At 68.5% G+C, this 18,856-nt stretch carries 18 protein-coding genes, 3 tRNA genes and 1 pseudogene; 18 read left to right on the forward strand and 4 right to left on the reverse strand.

The window, feature by feature from the left end:
• Positions 1–12: 12 nt before the first annotated feature.
• Together AC5P9I_RS11175 and AC5P9I_RS11180 are read left to right on the forward strand one after the other, a co-directional pair.
• On the forward strand, positions 13–462 hold the full coding sequence (locus tag AC5P9I_RS11175; protein ID WP_080355550.1) for a type IV pilin protein: 450 nt from the start codon (positions 13–15) through the stop codon (positions 460–462).
• A gap of 55 nt (positions 463–517) precedes the next feature.
• Positions 518–591, forward strand: a tRNA-Asn gene (locus AC5P9I_RS11180).
• 71 nt (positions 592–662) lie between these two features.
• Here the strand turns inward: AC5P9I_RS11180 and AC5P9I_RS11185 are convergent.
• Positions 663–1,193 carry a GspH/FimT family protein gene (locus tag AC5P9I_RS11185; RefSeq protein WP_160314605.1) on the reverse strand — a complete coding sequence of 177 codons (531 nt, stop codon included), beginning with the start codon at positions 1,191–1,193 and terminating at the stop codon, positions 663–665.
• A 128-nt stretch (positions 1,194–1,321) separates the two neighbouring features.
• Between AC5P9I_RS11185 and uvrB the strand changes: the two genes are divergently transcribed.
• From uvrB to AC5P9I_RS11200, 3 genes are all read left to right on the forward strand, one after another.
• Positions 1,322–3,346: an excinuclease ABC subunit UvrB gene (gene uvrB, locus AC5P9I_RS11190; protein ID WP_049464761.1), complete on the forward strand. Its 2,025-nt coding sequence runs from the start codon at positions 1,322–1,324 to the stop codon at positions 3,344–3,346.
• Between the two features lie 107 nt (positions 3,347–3,453).
• Positions 3,454–3,528, forward strand: a tRNA-Val gene (locus AC5P9I_RS11195).
• Positions 3,529–3,626: 98 nt separating this feature from the next.
• Positions 3,627–3,701, forward strand: a tRNA-Val gene (locus AC5P9I_RS11200).
• A 132-nt stretch (positions 3,702–3,833) separates the two neighbouring features.
• Here the strand turns inward: AC5P9I_RS11200 and AC5P9I_RS11205 are convergent.
• Positions 3,834–4,142: a hypothetical protein gene (locus tag AC5P9I_RS11205; protein WP_049464759.1), complete on the reverse strand. Its 309-nt coding sequence runs from the start codon at positions 4,140–4,142 to the stop codon at positions 3,834–3,836.
• Positions 4,143–4,324: 182 nt separating this feature from the next.
• On the opposite strand from AC5P9I_RS11205, the gene AC5P9I_RS11210 reads away from it, so the two are divergent.
• The gene (locus tag AC5P9I_RS11210; RefSeq protein WP_164688803.1) at positions 4,325–4,465 is read left to right on the forward strand and encodes a hypothetical protein; all 141 of its coding nucleotides are present in this window, start codon (positions 4,325–4,327) and stop codon (positions 4,463–4,465) included.
• 96 nt (positions 4,466–4,561) lie between these two features.
• On the opposite strand, the gene AC5P9I_RS11215 is transcribed toward AC5P9I_RS11210, so the two are convergent.
• A complete protein-coding gene (locus AC5P9I_RS11215) occupies positions 4,562–4,846 on the reverse strand; it encodes a hypothetical protein (protein WP_049464757.1) in 285 nt (94 codons plus the stop codon).
• Positions 4,847–5,022: 176 nt separating this feature from the next.
• On the opposite strand from AC5P9I_RS11215, the gene AC5P9I_RS11220 reads away from it, so the two are divergent.
• The 12 genes from AC5P9I_RS11220 (at position 5,023) to pgsA (ending at position 18,583) form a co-directional block, all read left to right on the forward strand.
• A complete protein-coding gene (locus AC5P9I_RS11220; RefSeq protein ID WP_005415973.1) occupies positions 5,023–5,694 on the forward strand; it encodes a response regulator transcription factor in 672 nt (223 codons plus the stop codon).
• A gap of 1 nt (position 5,695) precedes the next feature.
• Positions 5,696–7,039: a sensor histidine kinase gene (locus tag AC5P9I_RS11225; protein WP_049464755.1), complete on the forward strand. Its 1,344-nt coding sequence runs from the start codon at positions 5,696–5,698 to the stop codon at positions 7,037–7,039.
• Between the two features lie 59 nt (positions 7,040–7,098).
• Entirely contained in the window at positions 7,099–9,498 is a 2,400-nt protein-coding gene (locus tag AC5P9I_RS11230; protein WP_049464753.1) for a DNA internalization-related competence protein ComEC/Rec2, read from the forward strand.
• A gap of 3 nt (positions 9,499–9,501) precedes the next feature.
• A complete protein-coding gene (locus tag AC5P9I_RS11235; RefSeq protein WP_019658999.1) occupies positions 9,502–10,164 on the forward strand; it encodes a MotA/TolQ/ExbB proton channel family protein in 663 nt (220 codons plus the stop codon).
• Positions 10,165–10,167: 3 nt separating this feature from the next.
• A complete protein-coding gene (locus AC5P9I_RS11240; protein ID WP_019658998.1) occupies positions 10,168–10,590 on the forward strand; it encodes an ExbD/TolR family protein in 423 nt (140 codons plus the stop codon).
• Complete coding sequence (gene msbA, locus AC5P9I_RS11245; RefSeq protein WP_049464749.1) at positions 10,587–12,335, forward strand: lipid A export permease/ATP-binding protein MsbA; 1,749 nt, start codon at positions 10,587–10,589, stop codon at positions 12,333–12,335. The genes AC5P9I_RS11240 and msbA overlap by 4 nt, the downstream gene beginning before the upstream one ends.
• A complete protein-coding gene (lpxK, locus tag AC5P9I_RS11250) occupies positions 12,335–13,354 on the forward strand; it encodes a tetraacyldisaccharide 4'-kinase (RefSeq protein WP_049464747.1) in 1,020 nt (339 codons plus the stop codon). The genes msbA and lpxK overlap by 1 nt, the downstream gene beginning before the upstream one ends.
• Positions 13,355–13,429: 75 nt before the next feature.
• Positions 13,430–14,203, forward strand: coding sequence for a 3-deoxy-manno-octulosonate cytidylyltransferase (gene kdsB, locus AC5P9I_RS11255; protein WP_049464744.1), 774 nt, complete (start codon positions 13,430–13,432; stop codon positions 14,201–14,203).
• On the forward strand, positions 14,200–14,688 hold the full coding sequence (locus AC5P9I_RS11260) for a low molecular weight protein-tyrosine-phosphatase (protein ID WP_049464742.1): 489 nt from the start codon (positions 14,200–14,202) through the stop codon (positions 14,686–14,688). Before kdsB ends, AC5P9I_RS11260 begins: the two co-directional genes overlap by 4 nt.
• Complete coding sequence (locus tag AC5P9I_RS11265; protein WP_049464740.1) at positions 14,685–16,097, forward strand: nhl repeat protein; 1,413 nt, start codon at positions 14,685–14,687, stop codon at positions 16,095–16,097. Before AC5P9I_RS11260 ends, AC5P9I_RS11265 begins: the two co-directional genes overlap by 4 nt.
• A complete protein-coding gene (gene uvrC / locus AC5P9I_RS11270; RefSeq protein ID WP_049464739.1) occupies positions 16,094–17,938 on the forward strand; it encodes an excinuclease ABC subunit UvrC in 1,845 nt (614 codons plus the stop codon). The genes AC5P9I_RS11265 and uvrC overlap by 4 nt, the downstream gene beginning before the upstream one ends.
• 18 nt (positions 17,939–17,956) lie before the next feature.
• Positions 17,957–18,583, forward strand: a complete 627-nt coding sequence (pgsA, locus tag AC5P9I_RS11275; protein WP_049464736.1) for a CDP-diacylglycerol--glycerol-3-phosphate 3-phosphatidyltransferase — start codon at positions 17,957–17,959, stop codon at positions 18,581–18,583.
• Positions 18,584–18,731: 148 nt separating this feature from the next.
• Here the strand turns inward: pgsA and AC5P9I_RS11280 are convergent.
• A pseudogene (locus AC5P9I_RS11280) lies at positions 18,732–18,856 on the reverse strand (IS110 family transposase); the annotation flags it as partial.

Raw genomic sequence — 18,856 nt, forward strand, 5'->3', positions numbered from 1 at the left:
GTTCGAGTGAGCATGTTCCCCACGAATGCAGGGTCGTTGGTGCGCCAGCCTCGCGCGTTTGCGCAGGCGAAGGGATTCACCCTGATCGAACTGATGATCGTCGTTGCCGTGATCGCGATCCTGGCAGCGGTGGCTTATCCTTCCTATGTCGAACAGGTTCGCAAGTCGCGTCGCGCCCAGGCGAAGGCGGATCTTGTCGAGTACGCCCAGCTGGCCGAGCGCTCGCATACGACCAACAACACCTATGCCAACTTCCGGTTCAGCGGCGGCGCTACGACGGCCCAGTCGCCGCGCGAAGGCGGCACGGCGCACTATGCGGTGACGGTACAGGCCGCACAGGGGACGTTCACGCTGACCGCGACTCCCCAGGGCGACCAGGCCAAGGACAAGTGCGGCACCCTGTCCATCAATCAAGCCGGCGTAAAGACCGCAAGCGCGTCGACGGTGGCGGCCTGCTGGTGAATGTTGTGGGTGGGGCTTGCATCCCTCCCGGGCACCTACTAGAATGCGCGTCCCCGCCCGAATAGCTCAGCCGGTTAGAGCACTTGACTGTTAATCAGGGGGTCGTTGGTTCGAGTCCAACTTCGGGCGCAAGATGCAAAAAAAGCCGCGATGACTCGCGGCTTTTTTTTTTGCAGTTTGCAGCGTCTGCAGGCAGGCCTTCAGCAACCAGAGTCTCCATCCAATCGTTGGGAGCGGACTCGTCCAGTATTGCTGACGACGACCTCGGCCTGGGCACGGCCGTGCTGGCATATCAGGATTCTCGCGTTGCGGCCATGACTGCGCCCGTTCGCGCGGAATTCCAGTGCTGGGCGCCCGGTCGTGCTGCGGGCGGCCAATCGCCTGCGCGGGGTCAGCGCCTGATGCAGGAAAGGGGCAGTCGAGCCATCGTGTCCAGGCTGGTACAGCAACCAGCCATGGCTCCAATCGTCGCCGCAGGTCAGCCCGTCTGGGCTGGGACAGATGCCGATGGTCCTGCGCCGGCTGAGTGCAGCTGCCCGTGCCTGGTTCAGGGCGCTGTGCAACTGCATGCGCAGGCGATCCGACTGGAGTTGCTCCAGTGCGGTTCCCAGGGCGGGAAGTGCCAGGCTGACAAGCACCGCCAGCACCACGACCACCACCAGCAGTTCGGTCAGGTGAACGCCCCGCGCTGGGCGGGGGCCGACGGGGCAGGGGGCGTGGGCAGGGCGCATGCATTCAGCCTCCGCGCCTGGCCCGGCGGCTGCCATCGGGAAGCGCCGCGGCGGGCTGCCCGGAGACCCCTCAGCCAGCCGTCACCCCACGCCTCGTATACTCATCTTCCCCGGGAACTGGCAACACCATGAGCGACAGTTTTGAACTTGTCTCGCCGTACTCGCCGGCGGGCGATCAGCCCGATGCCATCGCCAAGCTGACCAGCAACTTCGAGGCCGGCATCGCCAAGCAGACGCTGCTCGGCGTCACCGGCTCGGGCAAGACCTACACGATCGCCAACGTCATCCAGAACGTGCAGAAGCCGACGCTGATCATGGCGCCGAACAAGACGCTGGCGGCGCAGCTGTATGGCGAGTTCAAGGCCTTCTTCCCGCACAACGCGGTGGAGTACTTCGTCAGCTACTACGACTACTACCAGCCGGAGGCCTACGTGCCCTCGTCGGACACCTTCATCGAGAAGGACAGTTCGATCAACGAGCACATCGAGCAGATGCGCCTGGCCGCGACCAAGACCCTGCTGTCGCGCCCGGATGCGATCGTGGTGGCCACGGTGTCGGCGATCTACGGCCTGGGTGCACCGGAAGACTACCTGTCGCTGCGCCTGATCCTGTCCAAGGGCGAACGCATCGACCAGCGCGACCTGATCAACCACCTGACCCAGCTGCAGTACACGCGCAACGAATACGAGCTGCAGCGCGGTACCTTCCGCGTACGCGGCGAAGTGATCGACGTGTTCCCGGCCGAGTCGGACAGCGAGGCGCTGCGCATCGAGCTGTTCGACGGCGAGGTCGAGAAGATCACGATGTTCGACCCGTTGACCGGCGAGACGCTGCGCAACATGCAGCGCTTCACCGTCTATCCCAAGACCCATTACGCGACCACCCGCGAGCGCGTGCTGGCCGCGGTGGAAACCATCAAGGTCGAGCTGAAGGAACGGCTCGAGCAGTTGTACGCCGAGAACAAGCTGGTCGAGGCGCAGCGCCTGGCGCAGCGCACCCAGTTCGACATCGAGATGATGGCCGAGGTCGGGTTCTGCAATGGCATCGAGAACTACTCCCGGCACCTGACCGGCAAGAAGGCCGGCGAGCCGCCACCGACCCTGTTCGACTACCTGCCGCCGGATGCGCTGCTGGTGATCGACGAGTCGCACGTGACCATTCCGCAGATCGGCGCCATGTTCAAGGGCGATCGCTCGCGCAAGGAAACCCTGGTCGAATTCGGGTTCCGCCTGCCGTCGGCGCTGGACAACCGTCCGTTGCGCTTCGAGGAGTGGGAGGAGCGCTGCCCGCGCAGCATCTACGTGTCGGCCACGCCCGGTCCTTACGAGCTGCGCGAGGCGGGTGACGAGATCACCGAACTGGTGGTGCGCCCGACCGGCCTGATCGATCCGGTGGTGGAGATCCGCCCGGTCGGGACCCAGGTCGACGACCTGATGAGCGAGGCCAACGCGCGCATCAAGGCCGGTGATCGCGTGCTGGTCACCACGCTGACCAAGCGCATGGCCGAGAACCTCACCGAGTACCTCACCGAACACGGCATCCGCGTGCGCTACCTGCACTCGGACGTGGACACGGTCGAGCGCGTGGAGATCATCCGCGACCTGCGCCTGGGCAAGTTCGATGTGCTGGTCGGCATCAACCTGCTGCGCGAAGGCCTGGACATGCCCGAAGTGTCACTGGTGGCGATCCTGGACGCCGACAAGGAAGGCTTCCTGCGCTCCACCGGCTCGCTGATCCAGACCATCGGCCGTGCGGCCCGCAACGTGCGCGGCAAGGCGATCCTGTACGCCGACAAGATCACCCGTTCGATGCAGGCGGCGATCGATGAAACCGACCGCCGCCGCGCCAAGCAGGTCGAGTACAACGAAGAGCACGGCATCGTGCCGCGTTCGGTGGCGCGCCCGATCGTCGATGTGCTGGAAGGCGCACGTTCGGATGCGGCCGAAAAGGAAGCGAAGAAGGGCCGGGGCAAGGGCCGGCCGGGCGTGGCCGAAGAGGCGGCCGACTACCGTTCGCTGTCGCCGGCACAGCTGGGGGTGCGTCTGAAGGCACTGGAACAGCAGATGTACCAGCACGCCAAGGACCTGGAGTTCGAGGATGCCGCGCGCGTGCGCGACCAGATCCGGCAGCTGAAGGAAGCCAGCCTCGGCTGAACGTGGCAGTGCTGCGTCATCTTCACAAAAGTGTTGCGCTTCCCTGCCGGCATCCGTAATATACGCGGCCTGCACCGACGCAATCGCGGAAATGCAGAAGCAAAAACGGGCGGTTAGCTCAGCGGTAGAGCACTACCTTGACATGGTAGGGGTCACAGGTTCGAACCCTGTACCGCCCACCACGAAGCCCTCGCAAGGGGACTGTCGTGAACTGCAAAGCCCGGCCCTGGCGCCGGGTTTTTACGTAACAAGGCCAGCCCGCGGGCGGCAAGAACATGATGGGCGGTTAGCTCAGCGGTAGAGCACTACCTTGACATGGTAGGGGTCACAGGTTCGAACCCTGTACCGCCCACCACCTGCTTCCGGTCCGCCGGTGAAGCGGTGGAAACGATGAAAGCCGGCCCCTGGGCCGGCTTTTTTCGTTCCGATGAGGTGGCCTGTCCTTCCCGTGAAAGCGGGAAGCTCCCGCCGGTTCAGTGGCGTGAATTCAGCCGTGGATGCTGATCGAACGCCGGATCTGCCATCGCCCATCCACGCGCTCCCACAGCTGCGCCACGCGGACCTGGACCGGCCCGGCATCGGGCGCCGCGCTGTGCGGGTCAGGCAGCCGCTGGCAGCCCAGGCGCAGGATACGGTCCGGACGCAGGTGATAGAGCTGCAGCGGCTCGGCCCCGTGCGCATCCTGCGCGGCCTCAACGCGCAGGATCTGGCTGCGCAGGGCGTTCTCGGTGGGACCGCCGCCATCGCCGTCGCCGAACAGGCTGGAGAACAGCAGCATCAGGGCAAGCATCGGCATGGCACGGTGCTCCAGCGGGAAAGTGCGTGCAGGCTGGCATGGCGCGCCGGGTATCGCAGCCGGCCTGCGACGAAGGCCCGGAATGCGTCGCCAAAGGCAGGCAGGCGACGATGAATCCGGGATGCACAGGCGTAGACTCCGGGTTACCGCGCAACTGCGCCACCACGGAAAGGAACTGCTGCATGAGCGATCACGTCCCGGTGTCCAGGCCCAATCCACTGCTGGAGGGCCTGTTTGGCGGCAACATGCTGGAAGGCACGTTCAAGGCCGTGGCCTGGGTCGCGATCCTGTGCGTGCTGCTGGCGTGGAGCACGCTGCGCTGACGTGACGCGGTCGTGCAGTGCTTGCGCGCCGCGCTGATGCGATGGATGCCGGTGGCACCGCGAAGATGCCGCGTCGCTCTCCAGGCGCGCGCGCCCTCAGGCGCTGAAGGCCTGGCGCAGGCTGTGCAGGGTCGCCTGGCGATGTTGCCTGGCCGTCGGCTCGCCCATCTCCAGCTCCTGCAGGCGCAGTCCGACCAGGGTCATCGACAACGCATAGCCGCGTGCCGCGTCGGCCACGCGTGACAGGCCCACGGCACGACGGGCCAGTGCGTTCACGTGTTCGAGGTCGGGCATCAGCCCCAGATAGGCGCGCTCGGCGCTGTCCAGGTCAGGCGCTCGCAGGATGGCGTGGGCGTCGGCAGTGTGGGAGACGGAGGCCATGGGGGTCCTTGTCAGGGGCAGCGACAGCATCGTTCGGCCACGTTGCGGGGGATGGCTGCGCATGCTGAAGGGGCAACATTGTCAGAACATTGCGCCTGCAGCCGCTGGCATCCATGGGCGCCAAAGCAGGGCGCCAGGCACTATGATCGGCAGCGTTTCCGATAGACGAGTGACTGATGCGCATCCTCCTGGTCGAAGACGATCCCGATCTGTCCCGCGCCCTGCAATCGGGCCTGGAGCGGCAGGGCGTGGTCGCCGATGTGGTCGGCAGCCTGGCCGAGGCCGCGCTCGCGTTGCGCGAACCGGTGCACCAGCTGCTGCTGCTCGACCGCCAGCTGCCCGATGGCGATGGTGCCGGATTCGTCGCCACTGCGCGCGCGTTGCGGCCGAACCTGGCGGTGATCATGCTGACCGCCAAGGGCACGCTGTCCGACAAGGTCGAAGGCCTCGATGTCGGCGCCGATGATTATCTGGTCAAGCCGGTCGCGATCGAGGAGCTGATGGCGCGGATCCGCGCCGTGTCGCGGAGGCCGTCAGCGATGGTGACGCCGAGCCTGCGGTTGGGGCGGCTCGAATTCGATTTCGAATCGCTGCAGGCGCAGGTGGAGGGCCAGCCGTTGGCACTGCCACGGCGTCAGGTGCTGGTACTGCAGGCCCTGGCGATGCGGCAGGGGCGCACGGTCACCCGCAGCGCGCTGGAGGCCGCGGTGTACGGGTTCGACGATGAGATCCAGTCCAATGCGCTCGACGCGCATATCTCCAAGCTGCGCAAGGCGCTGCAGCAGGCCGGTGCTGGCGTGGAGATCCATGTGATCCGGGGTGTCGGTTACCTGCTGGCGGAGGCCTGAGGTGGCCCGTCCGATCCGTTCAATCACCCTGGGCCTGGCCTGGCGCCTGTTCCTGGCGCAGGCCTTCACCGTGCTGTTCGCGGTGGTCGCCCTGATCCTGACCTGGGGCGACAAGGACTCCTGGGGCATGGACATGTTCATTGCCGAGGCGGTGGCCAAGGCGGTGCACAGCGAAGGCGGCCGCCTGGTGCTGGACCAGGCGCGCTGGGACGCGCTCGATACCGACGCCGGTGGCAATCTCTGGTTCGCTGCGGTCGACGACAAGGGCGTCTGGCTTGAGCGCGGCACCATCCCGGCGGTCCACGCGCCGCTGCTTGCGCGGCTGCCGACCGTGGGTGCCAGCGAGCTCGGGTCGCTGGTGCCGCCCTATCTGGACGTGGCGCGGGTGATGATCCGCAACGAGGATGGGCGCCGCATCACCGTGATGGTGGGAGGCGCACCCAAGGGCGGGCTGCTGGACGGCGCACTGATGGTGCTGCGGCTGATCGGCCTGTGGTTCTTCCTGCCGTTGATCGTGGTCACCCTGCTGGTGATGCCGACCGTGATCCACCGTGCGATGCGCGGCGTGCGCCGTTCCGCGCAGCAGGCCAAGGAGCTGGACATCGGCCAGCCGGGTGCCCGGCTGGACGCGCGCCTGGTGTCGACGGAAGTGGCGCCGCTGGTGGAAGCATTCAACGACGCCATCGACAAGGTGCAGCAGGGCTATGCCGCGCGCGACAAGTTCCTCGCCGACGCGGCGCACGAACTGCGCGTGCCGATCGCCGTGGTGCAGGCGCGCCTGTCGCAGCTGCCGCAGGGTGAGTTGAAGTCACAGCTGCTGACCGACGTGGCACGGCTGGGCAATGTTGCCGAGCACCTGCTCGACCTGCAGCGCCTGGACCGCAACGTGGGCGCATTGCAGCGGCTGGACCTGGCCCAGCTGGTGCGTGAGGCCGCGGCGGACCTGGCGCCGCTGGTGGTGGGTGCCGGCTATGGATTCGAAGTCGACGCGCCGGAGGCACCGGTGTGGATCCATGGCGACAGCCTGGCGCTGGGGCGGGTGATCGCCAACCTGGTGCACAACGCAATCGTGCATGGTGGTGGCCGTGGCACCATCTGCGTGCGGTTGGACACGCGCGGCGTGCTGGAAGTCAGCGACCAGGGCGCGGGCATTCCAGTAGGCGATCGCGAGGCGATCTTCGAGCCGTTCCATCGCCTGCGCGCGGCGGGCAGCGGCAGTGGCCTGGGCCTGCACCTGGTCAAGGAAATCGTGCAGCACCACGGTGGCTCGGTCAGCGTCGGCGAGGCGCCGGGGGGCGGTGCGAGTTTCCGGGTCAATTTCCATCGCGGAAGCGTTCGGCGCTGATGCGACTGCGGGGCAAGTCCCGATAGGCAGCCTGCTGCCGATGGCGGCACGCTGGCGTCATGGCCGCCGAGCGTTTCCCGTCTCCCTTGCTGGGCAGTGGCTGTGCTGCCGCGCTGACACTGGGGGCGTTGGCCTGCGTGCAGCTGCCGCAGCTGCCGCCGCTGTGGGTCTGCACGGTGATGGTCGTGCTTGGCATGGCGGGGTGGGGCCTGCGCTGGCGCGGGCGCCTGCCGGCGGTCGTGCTGTTCGGTGCCGGCTGGGCAGCGCTGCACGGGCACTGGGCATTGCAGGACCAGCTGCCACCGGGCCAGCCGGCTCGGGACGTGGTGGTCAGTGGCCGGGTCATCGATCTGCCGGATCATGTCGACACGCGCACCCGCTTCCTGCTGCAGGTCAGTGAGAGCAGCGAACTGCCATCGCTGCGCGGCAAGCGCCTGCAGGTCACCTGGAACGACGGCTGGCAGGGCAGGTCCAGCGCCGCTGCCGAGGTACGGCGCAGGCAGGTCCTGGCCGGTGCGCAGTGGCGGTTGGCGCTGCGTGTGCGGGCCCCTCGCTCTCGGATCAATCCCGGGGGTTTTGACAGCGAGCGCCATGCGCTGCTGCGTGGCGTGGCTGGCACTGGAACGGTGAGGGCGCCGGCCAGTGCCCACGCGCTGCAGTCTGCGCGCGGCCTGCCGGCATGGCGTGAGCGCACCAGCGCCGCCATCGCCCTGCAGGTGGCCCATCCCGCCGCGCGCTTCGTGCAGGCGCTCGCCCTGGGCGATACGCGCGGCCTGTCCGACACCGATTGGGATCAGTTGCGGGCGCTGGGGCTGACCCACCTGATCGCCATTTCCGGGTTCCATGTCGGGGTGGTGGCGGGGCTGGGGGCGTTGCTGTGCCGAGGGCTGTGGTGGCTGTGCCCCCTGCTGGCCCGGCATTGGCCGCGTCCACAGGCGGCGGCCTGCGCCGCGGCGCTGTCCGCGGCGGGCTATGCAGTGCTGGCCGGCGGTGAATTGCCGACCGTGCGCACGGCGCTGATGATCGGGCTGGTGGCCCTGGCGCGTAGCGGGCGGCGCCCGCTCGGTCTCGTGCAGGGACTCGCGCTGGCGGCGCTGGCGCTGCTGCTGCCGGCGCCCCTGTCGGTGCTGTCAGCGGGCTTCTGGCTCAGCTTCGGCGGCGTGCTGTGGCTGGCGTGGTGCCTGCCACAGGGACGTCCGCGCGGGATGGCCGCCAACCTGCGCGGGTTTCTGGCCGCGCAGGGCGTGGCCAGCGTCGGCCTGTTGCCGTTGGGCATCGCCCTGTTCGGTGGCACCGCCTGGCTGGGGCCGCTGGTGAACCTGCCGGTCATTCCCTGGTGGACCTTGCTGGTGGTGCCGCTGTCGCTGCTGGGTACCGCCCTGCAGGTGCTGCATGACGGGGCCGGGCGCTGGGCCTGGCGTGCGGCGGCGTGGCTGTTCGAGGTCAGCTGGCAGGCCCTGCAGCCTCTCTCGGCGCATCCGCAGGCGATGTGGTGGTTGGCCGAGGCACCGGCCTGGGCAGTGCCGGCGGCGCTGCTGGGGGTGTTCTGGTGGCTGCTGCCACGGGGTGCCGGCGGCGGGCTGGCTGGCCTGCTGTTGTGCCTGCCGCTGTTGTGGCCGTTGCGCGAGCGGCCGGCCGAGGGAGAGCTTGAGCTGCTGCTGCACGATGTCGGCCAGGGCACGGCGGTGTTGCTGCGCACCGCGCGGCATGCACTCTGGTATGACGTCGGGCCGCCGAGCGGCAGCGAAGGGAGCGAGCGGACTCTGGTTCCGGCACTGCGGGCACTCGGCCAGGCGCCGCCTGACCGCGTACTGCTCAGCCACGATGACCTGGATCACGCGGGCAACCTGCCGGGTCTGCGGCTACAGCTGCCGGCACTGCCACTGCTGGCGCCGCCGGGCAGCTCGATCACCGGAGCGGGGCGTTGCCAGCGGGGCCTGAGCTGGCGCTGGGACGGGGTCGATTTCCAGGTGCTGCACCCGGATCCCGGCAGCCGGCGGGCCGAAAACGAGGACAGCTGCGTGCTGCGCGTGGCCAGCGCCCATGGCGTGGTCCTGTTGCCCGGCGACATCGGCCGTCCGGCCGAACAGGCGCTGTTGCGGGCGTCTCCGGCGGCGCTGAAGGCCGACGTGGTGCTGGTGCCGCACCATGGCAGCGGGGGCAGTTCCAGTGCCCCGTGGGTGGCCGCGGTGGCACCACGGTTGGCGCTGGTCTCGGCCGGGCACCAGAACCGCTTCGGCCACCCGCGTCGAGACGTGGTCCGGCGCTGGCAGGCGCAGGGCGCCGAGGTGGTGTCCACCGCGGAGTCCGGGGCGATCCGCGTATGGCTTGGCGCACAAGGGCTGCAGCTGCGTGAACAGCGCATCCATGCATCCCGGTGGTGGGATGCCGCTGGGCGGGCGCGGTCGGCTGCTATCCTATCGTCGATCGAACAAGCGGCCGTTGGGCCGGAGGGTTGAAACGTGTGGGAACTGGTCAAGGCCGGTGGCTGGCCGATGGTGCCGCTGCTGCTGTTGGGCGTACTGGCTTTGGCGATCATCCTGGAGCGTTTCTGGTCCCTGCGGCGAACGGAAGTGCTGCCGCCCGGGCTTGGCCAGGAAGTGCGCAACTGGGCCGCACGCGGCAAGCTCGACCCGGCGCACCTGCAGACCCTGCGCGCCAACTCGCCGCTGGGCGCGCTGCTGGCCGCTGCGCTGGAAGCCCGCAACCGCCCGCGCGACCAGATCCGTGAGCGGATCGAGGACACCGGGCGCCACCTGGTGCACCGCATGGAGCGCTTCCTCAACGCGCTGGGCACCATCGCCTCGGCCGGCCCGCTGCTGGGCCTGCTGGGCACCGTGATCGGCATGATCCAGATGTTCCTGGGCATCCTCGACCATGGCGTGGGCGATGTGAACCAGCTGGCCGGCGGCATCGGCAAGGCGCTGGTGTGCACGGCCACCGGCATGATCGTGGCCATCCCGGCGCTGATGTTCCATCGCTATTTCAAGGGCCGGATCCACGGCTATGTGGTGGAAATGGAACAGGAAGCCAGTGCCCTGCTGGACACGCTCGACGGTCGCCCCGGGGTGATGAACCCGGCCGCGCCGGCGCGACCGGCCCACGCTGCCACGGCGAAGGCCTGATCGATGCGTATCGGCAATGACCGATCCCAGGATGAGCCGCATATCGATCTGGTCCCGCTGATCGACGTCATCCTGGTGCTGATCATCTTCTTCGTGGTCACCACCACCTTCGATGCGCGCTCGACGCTGCAGGTGCAGCTGCCGACCGCCAGCCAGCAGCCCAGCAACGAGCCGCCGCGCTCGCTCAGCGTGCTGATCAACGCCGAAGGCCGCTATTTCATCAATGACCAGGAAGTGCTGCGCAGCGATGTCGAGTCGGTCAAGCAGACCATCGCATCGGTCGCCGGCAGCGACCGCAGCCAGCCGGTGCTGCTGCGCGCCGACGCACGCACCCCCTACCAGGCCGTGGTGACTGCGCAGGACGCGCTCGGTCAGCTCGGTTTCCGTCGTATCGCCATTGCAACTGCGCCAGAGGTGCGTCCATGAGTTCCCATCACGCGCCGGTGTGGCCGATCTACAAACGACTGCTGGGCTACACCCGCACCTACTGGGTGTTCATGGTGGGCGCGGTCATCGCCATGGTGGTCGAAGCCCTGGCCGGCTATCACTTCACCAAGCTGATGGAGCCGCTGGTCAACGAGGGTTTCGTCGATCCGCAGCCGCGCGCGGCCGTGGTGCTGCCGCTGACCATCCTCGGCCTGTTCCTGATGCGCAGCCTGGCCACCTGGGTCAGCGACTACACGCTGGCCAAGACCGGCCGCAGCGTGGTCCGCGACCTGCGTGAGCAGGTGCTGCAGAAGTACCTGCACCTGCCGTCGTCGCACTTCGACACCGAAGCGACGCCGGTGATGGTCAGCCGCCTCAACTTCGATACCGAACAGGTCACCCAGGCCAGCGCCGACGCGCTGAAGACCGTGGTGGCCGACACCCTCACCATCATCGCGATGCTGGCGGTGATGCTGCAGATGAGCGTCAAGGTAACCCTGGCGATGCTGCTGGTGGTGCCGCTGATCGGTGGCATCGTGTCCTACGTGGGCAAGCGCTACCGTCGCATCAGCCGCGGCATCCAGGACGGCATGGGCACGATGGCACAGACTGCCGAGCAGTCGCTGGCCGCGCAGCAGGAAGTGAAGGTGCACGGCACCCAGCAGCATGAGATCTCGCGTTACTCGCGCCTGGCCAACCGCATGCTGGCGCTGAACATGAAGGTCGAGGTCACCCGCGCCGCCGCGTCCAGCGTGGTGCAGTTCCTGGCCGCACTGGCGCTGGCGGTGATCGTCTGGGTGTCGACCCGCGAAGCCCTGGCCGGCCGCCTCAATGCCGGCCAGTTCATGGGCCTGATGACCTCGATGATGGCCATCATTCCCTCGCTGCGCCGACTGACCAGCGTACAGACCTCGATTTCGCGCGGCGTCTCCGCCGCCGAGCGCCTGTTCGGCATCCTCGACATGCCGGTGGAGCGCGACGACGGCCAGCACCGCGTGCAGCGCGTACGGGGCGAACTGGCGTTCGACCACGTCATGCTGCGCTACCGCGAAGACAGTGGCATCGCCCTGGACGACATCAGTTTCGTCGCCAAGCCGGGCACGGTGACGGCCATTGTCGGCCGTTCCGGCAGTGGCAAGACCAGCCTGATCCGGCTGGTTCCGCGCTTCTACGAGCCCACTGGCGGCGTCATCACCCTCGATGGCGTGGCCCTGGATGACTATCCACTGGCCGACCTGCGCCGGCAGGTGGCGATCGTCGGGCAGAAGGTGATGCTGTTCGATGACACCATCGCCGCCAACATTGCCTATGGCATGGAGGCGACCGATGAGCAGATCCGTGCGGCGGCCGAAGCAGCCAATGCCTGGGAGTTCATCGCACGCATGCCGCAGCAGCTGCAGACCCCGGTCGGCGAGAACGGCGCGCTGCTGTCCGGTGGCCAGCGCCAGCGCCTGGCGATTGCCCGCGCGATCCTGCGCGACGCCCCGATCCTGATCCTCGACGAAGCCACTGCGGCACTGGACAACGAGTCCGAGCGCCTGGTGCAGGATGCGCTGCAGCGCCTGATGCCGGAGCGCACCACGCTGGTCATCGCGCACCGCCTGTCGACCATCGAGCATGCCGACCAGGTGCTGGTGATGGACCATGGCCGCATCGTCGAGCGTGGCACCCACAAGGAGCTGCTCGAACTGGGCGGCCTGTACCAGCACCTGCACAGCATGCAGTTCCGCGAAAGGCAGGACTGATGGCCGGCAAGGGCACCCAGACCCCGCCGTACTGGTATGACGGCACCCCGGTTCCGTGGGCCATGCGCCTGCTGGCGCCCCTGTACGCGGGTGTCACCGCGCTGCGGCGGCGCGCCTATCGGCGTGGCTGGCGCAAGCGTCACGCGCTGCCGGTGCCGGTCATCGTGGTCGGCAACATCACCGCCGGCGGTACCGGCAAGACGCCGCTGACCATTGCCCTGGTCGAACGCCTGCGCGCGGCCGGCTGGAAGCCCGGTGTGGCCAGCCGCGGCTACGGTCGCGAAGACGCCGACAAACCGCTGTGGGTGCAGGCCGATACGCCGACCGCCAAGGGCGGTGACGAGCCGGTGCTGATCGCCTGGAAGACCGGCGTGCCGGTGCGCGTGGACCGTGATCGGGTTGCGGCCGGCAAGGCGCTGGTCGAGGCCGGCTGCGATGTGATCGTCTGCGACGACGGCCTGCAGCACTATCGCCTGGCGCGCGACATCGAGATCGAAGTGGTCGATGCGCAGCGTCGCTACGGCAATGGCCGGATGATTCCGGCCGGGCCGCTGCGCGAGCCGGTCAGCCGCGCCAGCGAGTGCGATTTCCGCGTGGTCAACCTCGGCCAGGCCGATGAGGAGACGGCGGCACAGGCCTGTGGCTTCGGCCAGTGGCCGATGGCGCTGCACATCGACAGTGCGCAGCCACTGGCCGGTGGCCGCGCGCGCCCGCTGGCATATTTCAAGGGCCAACGCGTGCATGCGGTGGCCGGTATCGCGCATCCGCAACGCTTCTTCGACATGCTGCGCGCGCGCGGGATCGGCGTGGTGCCGCATGCGTTCGCCGACCACCAGGCCTACCAGCCGCAGGACCTGTCCTTCGGCAGCCAGCTGCCGGTCCTGATGACCGAGAAGGACGCGGTGAAATGCCGTGCGTTCGGCAACGACTGGCACTACGCGGTTCCGCTGCGCGCCGAGTTGCCCGCCGCGTTCTGGGTGGCGCTGACCGATCGCCTGGACAAGCTGCGACCGAACTGAGCGGCGCGGTGGCGCTTGCATTCACGCGCCGCTGGCCGCATTCCCGTTGTAACGAGCCTGCCGAGTATCGCCCACATGACCGAATTCGTCGTCGCCATCCCGGCCCGCTATGCTGCCTCGCGGCTGCCCGGCAAGCCGTTGCGCCTGCTGGGCGGTGAGCCGCTGGTGCTGCATGTGGCGCGCCGCGCGCTGCAGGCTGGCGCCCGCGAGGTCTGGGTGGCGACCGACGACCCGCGCATCGCCGATGCGCTGTCCGGGCTGGCCGAAGTGAAGGTGGCGATGACCGCGGCCACGCACGCTTCCGGCACCGATCGGCTGGCCGAGTGCGCGCGCATCGCCGGCTGGGCCGGTGACACGGTGGTGGTCAACCTGCAGGGCGACGAACCGTTCGCACCGGCGGCCGGCATCCGCGCGGTGGCCGATGCGCTGGTCGCCGGCAATGCGCCGATGTCGACTCTCGCCACGACCGTCGAGGACGCGCACACCCTGTTCGACCCGAACGTGGTGAAGCTGGTACGCAACGTGCGCAACGAGGCGATGTACTTCAGCCGTGCACCGATCGCCTGGCACCGTGATGGTTTCGCGCGCAGCCGCGACACGCTGCCGGAAGGCCATGCCTGGCTGCGCCACATCGGCATCTACGGTTACCGTGCCGGTTTCCTGCAGCAGTTTGCGGCGATGCCGCCGGGCCAGCTGGAGCAGGTCGAATCGCTGGAGCAGCTGCGCGTGCTTGAAGCGGGCTACCCGATCAGCGTGGCGATCTCGCCCGAGCCGTTCCCGCCGGGCATCGACACGCCCGAGGACCTGGAACGGGCCGAGGCGTTGCTGCGGGCGACGACCGCGCGATGAGGCTGCTGCTCGTCTGCCTGGGCAACATCTGCCGTTCGCCGATGGCCGAAGGGGCGCTGCGCGCACGCCTGGACGCCTCGCCGCTGGCCGGGCGGGTGCAGGTCGATTCGGCTGGCACCGGCGACTGGCACGTGGGCCAGCCGCCGGACCGCCGCGCGATCGCCTGCGCGGCCGGGCACGGCGTGGACATCGGCGGCCTGCGCGCACGCCAGCTACAGGCCGTGGATTTCGACCGTTTCGACTGGGTCCTGTGTGCCGACGAGGCCAACCTGCGTGATGCCGGGCGCCTGGCCTCGGCGGCCCAGCGTGAACGGCTGGCGTTGTACCTGCCCTGGTCCGGCGGGCAGGGGCGGGCAGCGATCCCCGATCCCTATACCGGCGGCAGCGATCATTTCGAACAGGTCTGGTCGCTGGTCGACGATGCTGCAAAACGTGCAGTGGCACGACTGTTGCATGACGCCGACTCCGGCATAATCGGGTCATGAACGTCCAGCCCGTCCCGGACCTGCCCGAGTTCGCCACCTGGCTCAATGCCACCCCCTGCACCCTGACCGAACTGCGCGGTCGGCCGGTCGCGCTGTTGTTCGTCAACGCGGCCTCGGCCTGGAGTGCGCAACGCCTGGCCGAGTTCGGCCAATGGTTGTCGCGCCACCCCGGCAAGCTGCAGCCGCTGGTGCTGCAGGTGCCGCGCTTCGACTTCGAGCGCGACGCCAGTGCCGCACTGAAGCTGCTGCGCCGCCAGGGCCTGGCCATGCCGGTGCTGCTCGATGCGGACTGGGATGGCTGGCGCCGCTTCGGCGTGACCGCCTGGCCGACCATGGTGCTGCTGGATGCGCAGGGTCGCGAACAGCAACGGCTGGTCGGGCAGGGCGCACCCGGTGAACTCGAACGCGCCTTGAACGCGCTGTGCCAGGGCGCTCCCTCGGCGCCGCCGCGTGGCGGCAGCGAACTGCACCCGGAACCGCGCCAGGCCCTGCGTTTTCCGCTGGGGCTGGCAGTCAGCACCGAGCGTCTGTACATCGCCGACAGCGGCCATCACCGCATTCTCGAATGCAGCCACGGCGGCCGCATCCTGCGCCAGTTCGGCCTCGGCACCGCCGATTTCATGGACGGCAACCTGGCCGAAGCGGCCTTCCACCGCCCGCAGGCGCTGGTGCTGGAGCGCGATTCGCTGTACGTGGCCGATACCGGCAACCATGCCGTGCGCCGCATCAACCTGCTGACCGGCATCATCGACACGCTGTGTGGCAACGGGCGTCCCGGCGCGCCGGTGGAAGGCCCGGTGGCGCAGGCGCGGCAGGTCTCGCTGGACCATCCGGTCGGCCTGGCCATCGCCGACAACCAGCTGCACATTGCGATGGCTGGCGACAACCGCATCTGGAGCTACCACCTCGGCCAGCGCAGCCTGCAGTGGCGCGCCGGCAGCGGCGCCATCGACGAGCGCGACGGCAGCGGCCATCTGGCGGCCTTCGCCCAGCCGACCGCGCTGGCCGTGGTGCAGCAGGTGCTGTACGTCGCCGATGCGCTGGGATCCTCTATCCGTGCGCTGCAACTGCGCGGCGATCTGGTGCAGACCCTGGTCGGGCAGGGGCCTTGGCGCTTCGGCAGTGAAGACGGCCCGCGCGCGCAGGCCAGCCTGCAGTTCCCGCAGGCCATTGCGCTGAGCCCGGAGGCGCCGCTGCTGTGGATTGCCGATAGCGGCAATGGACGCCTGCGCACGCTGCGCCTGGGCGGCGGTGAGTTGACCACCCAGCCGCTGCCGCGTCGCCTGCATGGCCCGGCCGGGCTGGCGGTGGGCGCCGGGGCGGTGTGGATCGCAGAGACCGACGCCCACGCAGTGCTGCGATTCGACCCCGACAGCGGCGTGCTCAGCGAAGTCCCGATCAGCGAATGACCGACGTTCCCGCCCCGGCCTTCGACGGCAAGGCCTTCGCGTCCCAGCTCAGCACTGCACCCGGCGTGTACCGCATGTACGCCGCCGACGACACGCTGCTGTACGTGGGCAAGGCGCGCGCGCTGCGCAACCGTGTCGGCAGCTATTTCAACGGCAGCCCGAAGAATGCGCGGATCATGTCGATGATCTCGCAGATCACGCGCATGGACGTGACCGTGACGCGCTCGGAAGCCGAGGCGCTGCTGCTGGAAAACCAGCTGATCAAATCGCTGTCGCCGCGCTACAACGTCTCCCTGCGCGACGACAAGACCTATCCGCATGTGCTGCTGACCCGTGAGGACTGGCCCCGCATCGCGCTGCATCGCGGCCCGCGTGCCATTCCGGGCCGCTATTTCGGTCCGTACCCGGGCGTCACTGCGGTGCGCGAAACGCTGAACCTGATGCACAAGCTGTTCAAGCTGCGCAGCTGCGAGGACAGCGTGTTCCGCAACCGTTCGCGGCCGTGCCTGCAGTACCAGATCGGGCGCTGCAGCGCGCCGTGCGTGGAGCTGGTGCCGGCAGCGGAGTACGCCGAGTCGGTGCGCCGCGCCGCCCTGTTCCTTGAAGGCAAGAGCGACGAGCTCACCCGCGAGCTGGGCGAGCAGATGCAGGCCGCCAGCGAGGCGCTGGAGTTCGAGCAGGCCGCGCGCCTGCGCGATCTGATTTCCTCGCTGCGCAGCATGCAGACCCGGCAGTACGTGGACGGTCGCGCCGCGGACCTGGACGTGCTGGCGGTGGCCATGCAGGGGTCGCAGGCCTGCGTGCTGCTGCTGGCGTTCCGCGATGGCCGCAACCTCGGTACCCGCCCGTTCTTCCCCCGCACCAATGGTGAGGAGAGCCCGGAAGAAGTGCTGGCCGCGTTCGTTTCGCAGTACTACATCGAGTTCGAGCCGCCGCGCGAGATCCTGCTGGACCGCGAAATTCCCGACGCCGACCTGCTGGTCGCCGCGCTCTCGGCCTCGGCCGAGCGCAAGGTGCAGCTGAGGTGGAACGTGCGCGGCGAGCGCGCCGGCTATGTGGAGCTGGCCAGCCGTAATGCGCAGCTGACCCTGGCCACCGAGCTCAACAGCCGCAACGCACAGCACGCACGCAGTGATGCACTGCGCGAGATGCTCGGCCTGGCCGAGCCGGTGAAGCGGGTCGAGTGCTTCGATATCAGCCACACGCTGGGCGAGGCCACCGTGGCCTCGTGCGTGGTGTTCGACGCGGCCGGTCCGGTGCGCGCGCAGTACCGCCGTTTCAACATCAGCGGCATCGAGCCGGGCGACGACTATGCGGCCATGCGCCAGGCCATCGATCGCCGTTTCCGCCGCGCCGTGGAGGAGCAGGGCGTGCTGCCGGACGTCCTGCTGATCGACGGTGGCGCCGGCCAGCTGGCGCAGGCCGAGGCCGCACTGGCCGACCTGGGCGTGGAAGGGGTGCTGCTGGTGGGCGTGGCCAAGGGCGTGGAGCGCCGCGCAGGCCATGAAGCGCTGGTGATGCCCGATGGACGCGAGCTGCGCCCGGGCGCGGCCAACCCGGCGCTGCAGTTCATCCAGCAGGTTCGCGATGAAGCCCACCGCTTCGCCATCACCGGTCATCGCGGCCGCCGCCAGAAGGCGCGGATGACCAGCAAGCTGGAGGATATCCCCGGCATCGGGCCGCGCCGCCGGGCCAGCCTGCTCAAGCATTTCGGTGGCCTGGTGGGCCTGAAAGCGGCCGGCGAAGCCGAAATCGCCAAGGTGGAAGGCATCAATGACGCCCTCGCGGCACGCATCTACGCTAACCTGCACGGGTTGGCCACGCCCGATGCGGCCGAGTAGAGAGAGAAGCACGCAAGCATGAAGTTGACCCTGCCCACCTGGCTGACGTTGTTGCGGATCGTGATGATCCCGGTGCTGGTGCTGGTGTTCTACCTGCCCTATACCTGGACCAACTTCGCTTCGGCGGCGATCTTCGGCCTGGCCGCGATCACCGACTGGCTCGACGGCTGGATCGCACGCCGTTACCAGCTGGAGTCGGCCTTCGGCGCCTTCCTCGACCCGGTCGCGGACAAGCTGATGGTGGCAGTGGCGCTGTTCCTGATCGTGCAGGGCCACCCGACGCCGTGGATGGCGTTCTGGGCGGCGGTGATCGTCGGCCGCGAGATCGCGGTGTCGGCGCTGCGCGAATGGATGGCCGAGCTGGGCCAGCGCGCCAAGGTGCGCGTGGCGATGATCGGCAAGATCAAGACCACCGCGCAGATGGTCGCGCTGCTGTGCCTGCTGTACTCGGTGGCGCCGAACGTGCCGGTGCAGGACATCTGGATGGGCTGGCCGGTGTTCCACATCGGCGACTGGACCCTGGCCATCGCCGCGGTGCTGACGCTGTGGTCGGGCCTGCAGTACCTGCACGCCGCCTGGCCGAGCCTGCGCGAAGATGAGCGTGCCGCGCGCGAGCGCTCGCGGCAGAAGAAGCTGGGCAACTGAGCCTGGGGTCGGATCCCTTTCCGCAGGAAAGGGCTCTGACCCCACGGTTGCTGCCATCCACGCATGGCGTGGATCCACTGGAAATGCCGCATCCACGAAGGATGCGGATCCATCGGTGTGCGGGGATGCTGTAGTAGCAACTGTCTTGTCAGGGGCAGCCGAGGGCCACCTCGGCGTCCCGCTTACGGGCGTTGAGGATCACCAGCATTTTGCGCATGACCGCCACGAGCGCCACCTTGCTCGCTTTGCCCTTGGCCTTCAGGCCAGCGTAAA

It is taken from the genome of Stenotrophomonas sp. YJH_SMC_29 (assembly GCF_059371235.1).

Excerpts from the sequence above, each read along its gene's own strand:
- AC5P9I_RS11175 (WP_080355550.1), top strand. The coding sequence starts at position 13 with ATGTTCCCCACGAATGCAGGGTCGTTGGTGCGCCAGCCTCGCGCGTTT.
- AC5P9I_RS11185 (WP_160314605.1), bottom strand. The coding sequence starts at position 1,193 with ATGCGCCCTGCCCACGCCCCCTGCCCCGTCGGCCCCCGCCCAGCGCGG.
- uvrB (WP_049464761.1), top strand. The coding sequence starts at position 1,322 with ATGAGCGACAGTTTTGAACTTGTCTCGCCGTACTCGCCGGCGGGCGAT.
- AC5P9I_RS11205 (WP_049464759.1), bottom strand. The coding sequence starts at position 4,142 with ATGCCGATGCTTGCCCTGATGCTGCTGTTCTCCAGCCTGTTCGGCGAC.
- AC5P9I_RS11210 (WP_164688803.1), top strand. The coding sequence starts at position 4,325 with ATGAGCGATCACGTCCCGGTGTCCAGGCCCAATCCACTGCTGGAGGGC.
- AC5P9I_RS11215 (WP_049464757.1), bottom strand. The coding sequence starts at position 4,846 with ATGGCCTCCGTCTCCCACACTGCCGACGCCCACGCCATCCTGCGAGCG.
- AC5P9I_RS11220 (WP_005415973.1), top strand. The coding sequence starts at position 5,023 with ATGCGCATCCTCCTGGTCGAAGACGATCCCGATCTGTCCCGCGCCCTG.
- AC5P9I_RS11230 (WP_049464753.1), top strand. The coding sequence starts at position 7,099 with ATGGCCGCCGAGCGTTTCCCGTCTCCCTTGCTGGGCAGTGGCTGTGCT.
- AC5P9I_RS11240 (WP_019658998.1), top strand. The coding sequence starts at position 10,168 with ATGCGTATCGGCAATGACCGATCCCAGGATGAGCCGCATATCGATCTG.
- msbA (WP_049464749.1), top strand. The coding sequence starts at position 10,587 with ATGAGTTCCCATCACGCGCCGGTGTGGCCGATCTACAAACGACTGCTG.
- lpxK (WP_049464747.1), top strand. The coding sequence starts at position 12,335 with ATGGCCGGCAAGGGCACCCAGACCCCGCCGTACTGGTATGACGGCACC.
- kdsB (WP_049464744.1), top strand. The coding sequence starts at position 13,430 with ATGACCGAATTCGTCGTCGCCATCCCGGCCCGCTATGCTGCCTCGCGG.
- AC5P9I_RS11260 (WP_049464742.1), top strand. The coding sequence starts at position 14,200 with ATGAGGCTGCTGCTCGTCTGCCTGGGCAACATCTGCCGTTCGCCGATG.
- AC5P9I_RS11265 (WP_049464740.1), top strand. The coding sequence starts at position 14,685 with ATGAACGTCCAGCCCGTCCCGGACCTGCCCGAGTTCGCCACCTGGCTC.
- uvrC (WP_049464739.1), top strand. The coding sequence starts at position 16,094 with ATGACCGACGTTCCCGCCCCGGCCTTCGACGGCAAGGCCTTCGCGTCC.
- pgsA (WP_049464736.1), top strand. The coding sequence starts at position 17,957 with ATGAAGTTGACCCTGCCCACCTGGCTGACGTTGTTGCGGATCGTGATG.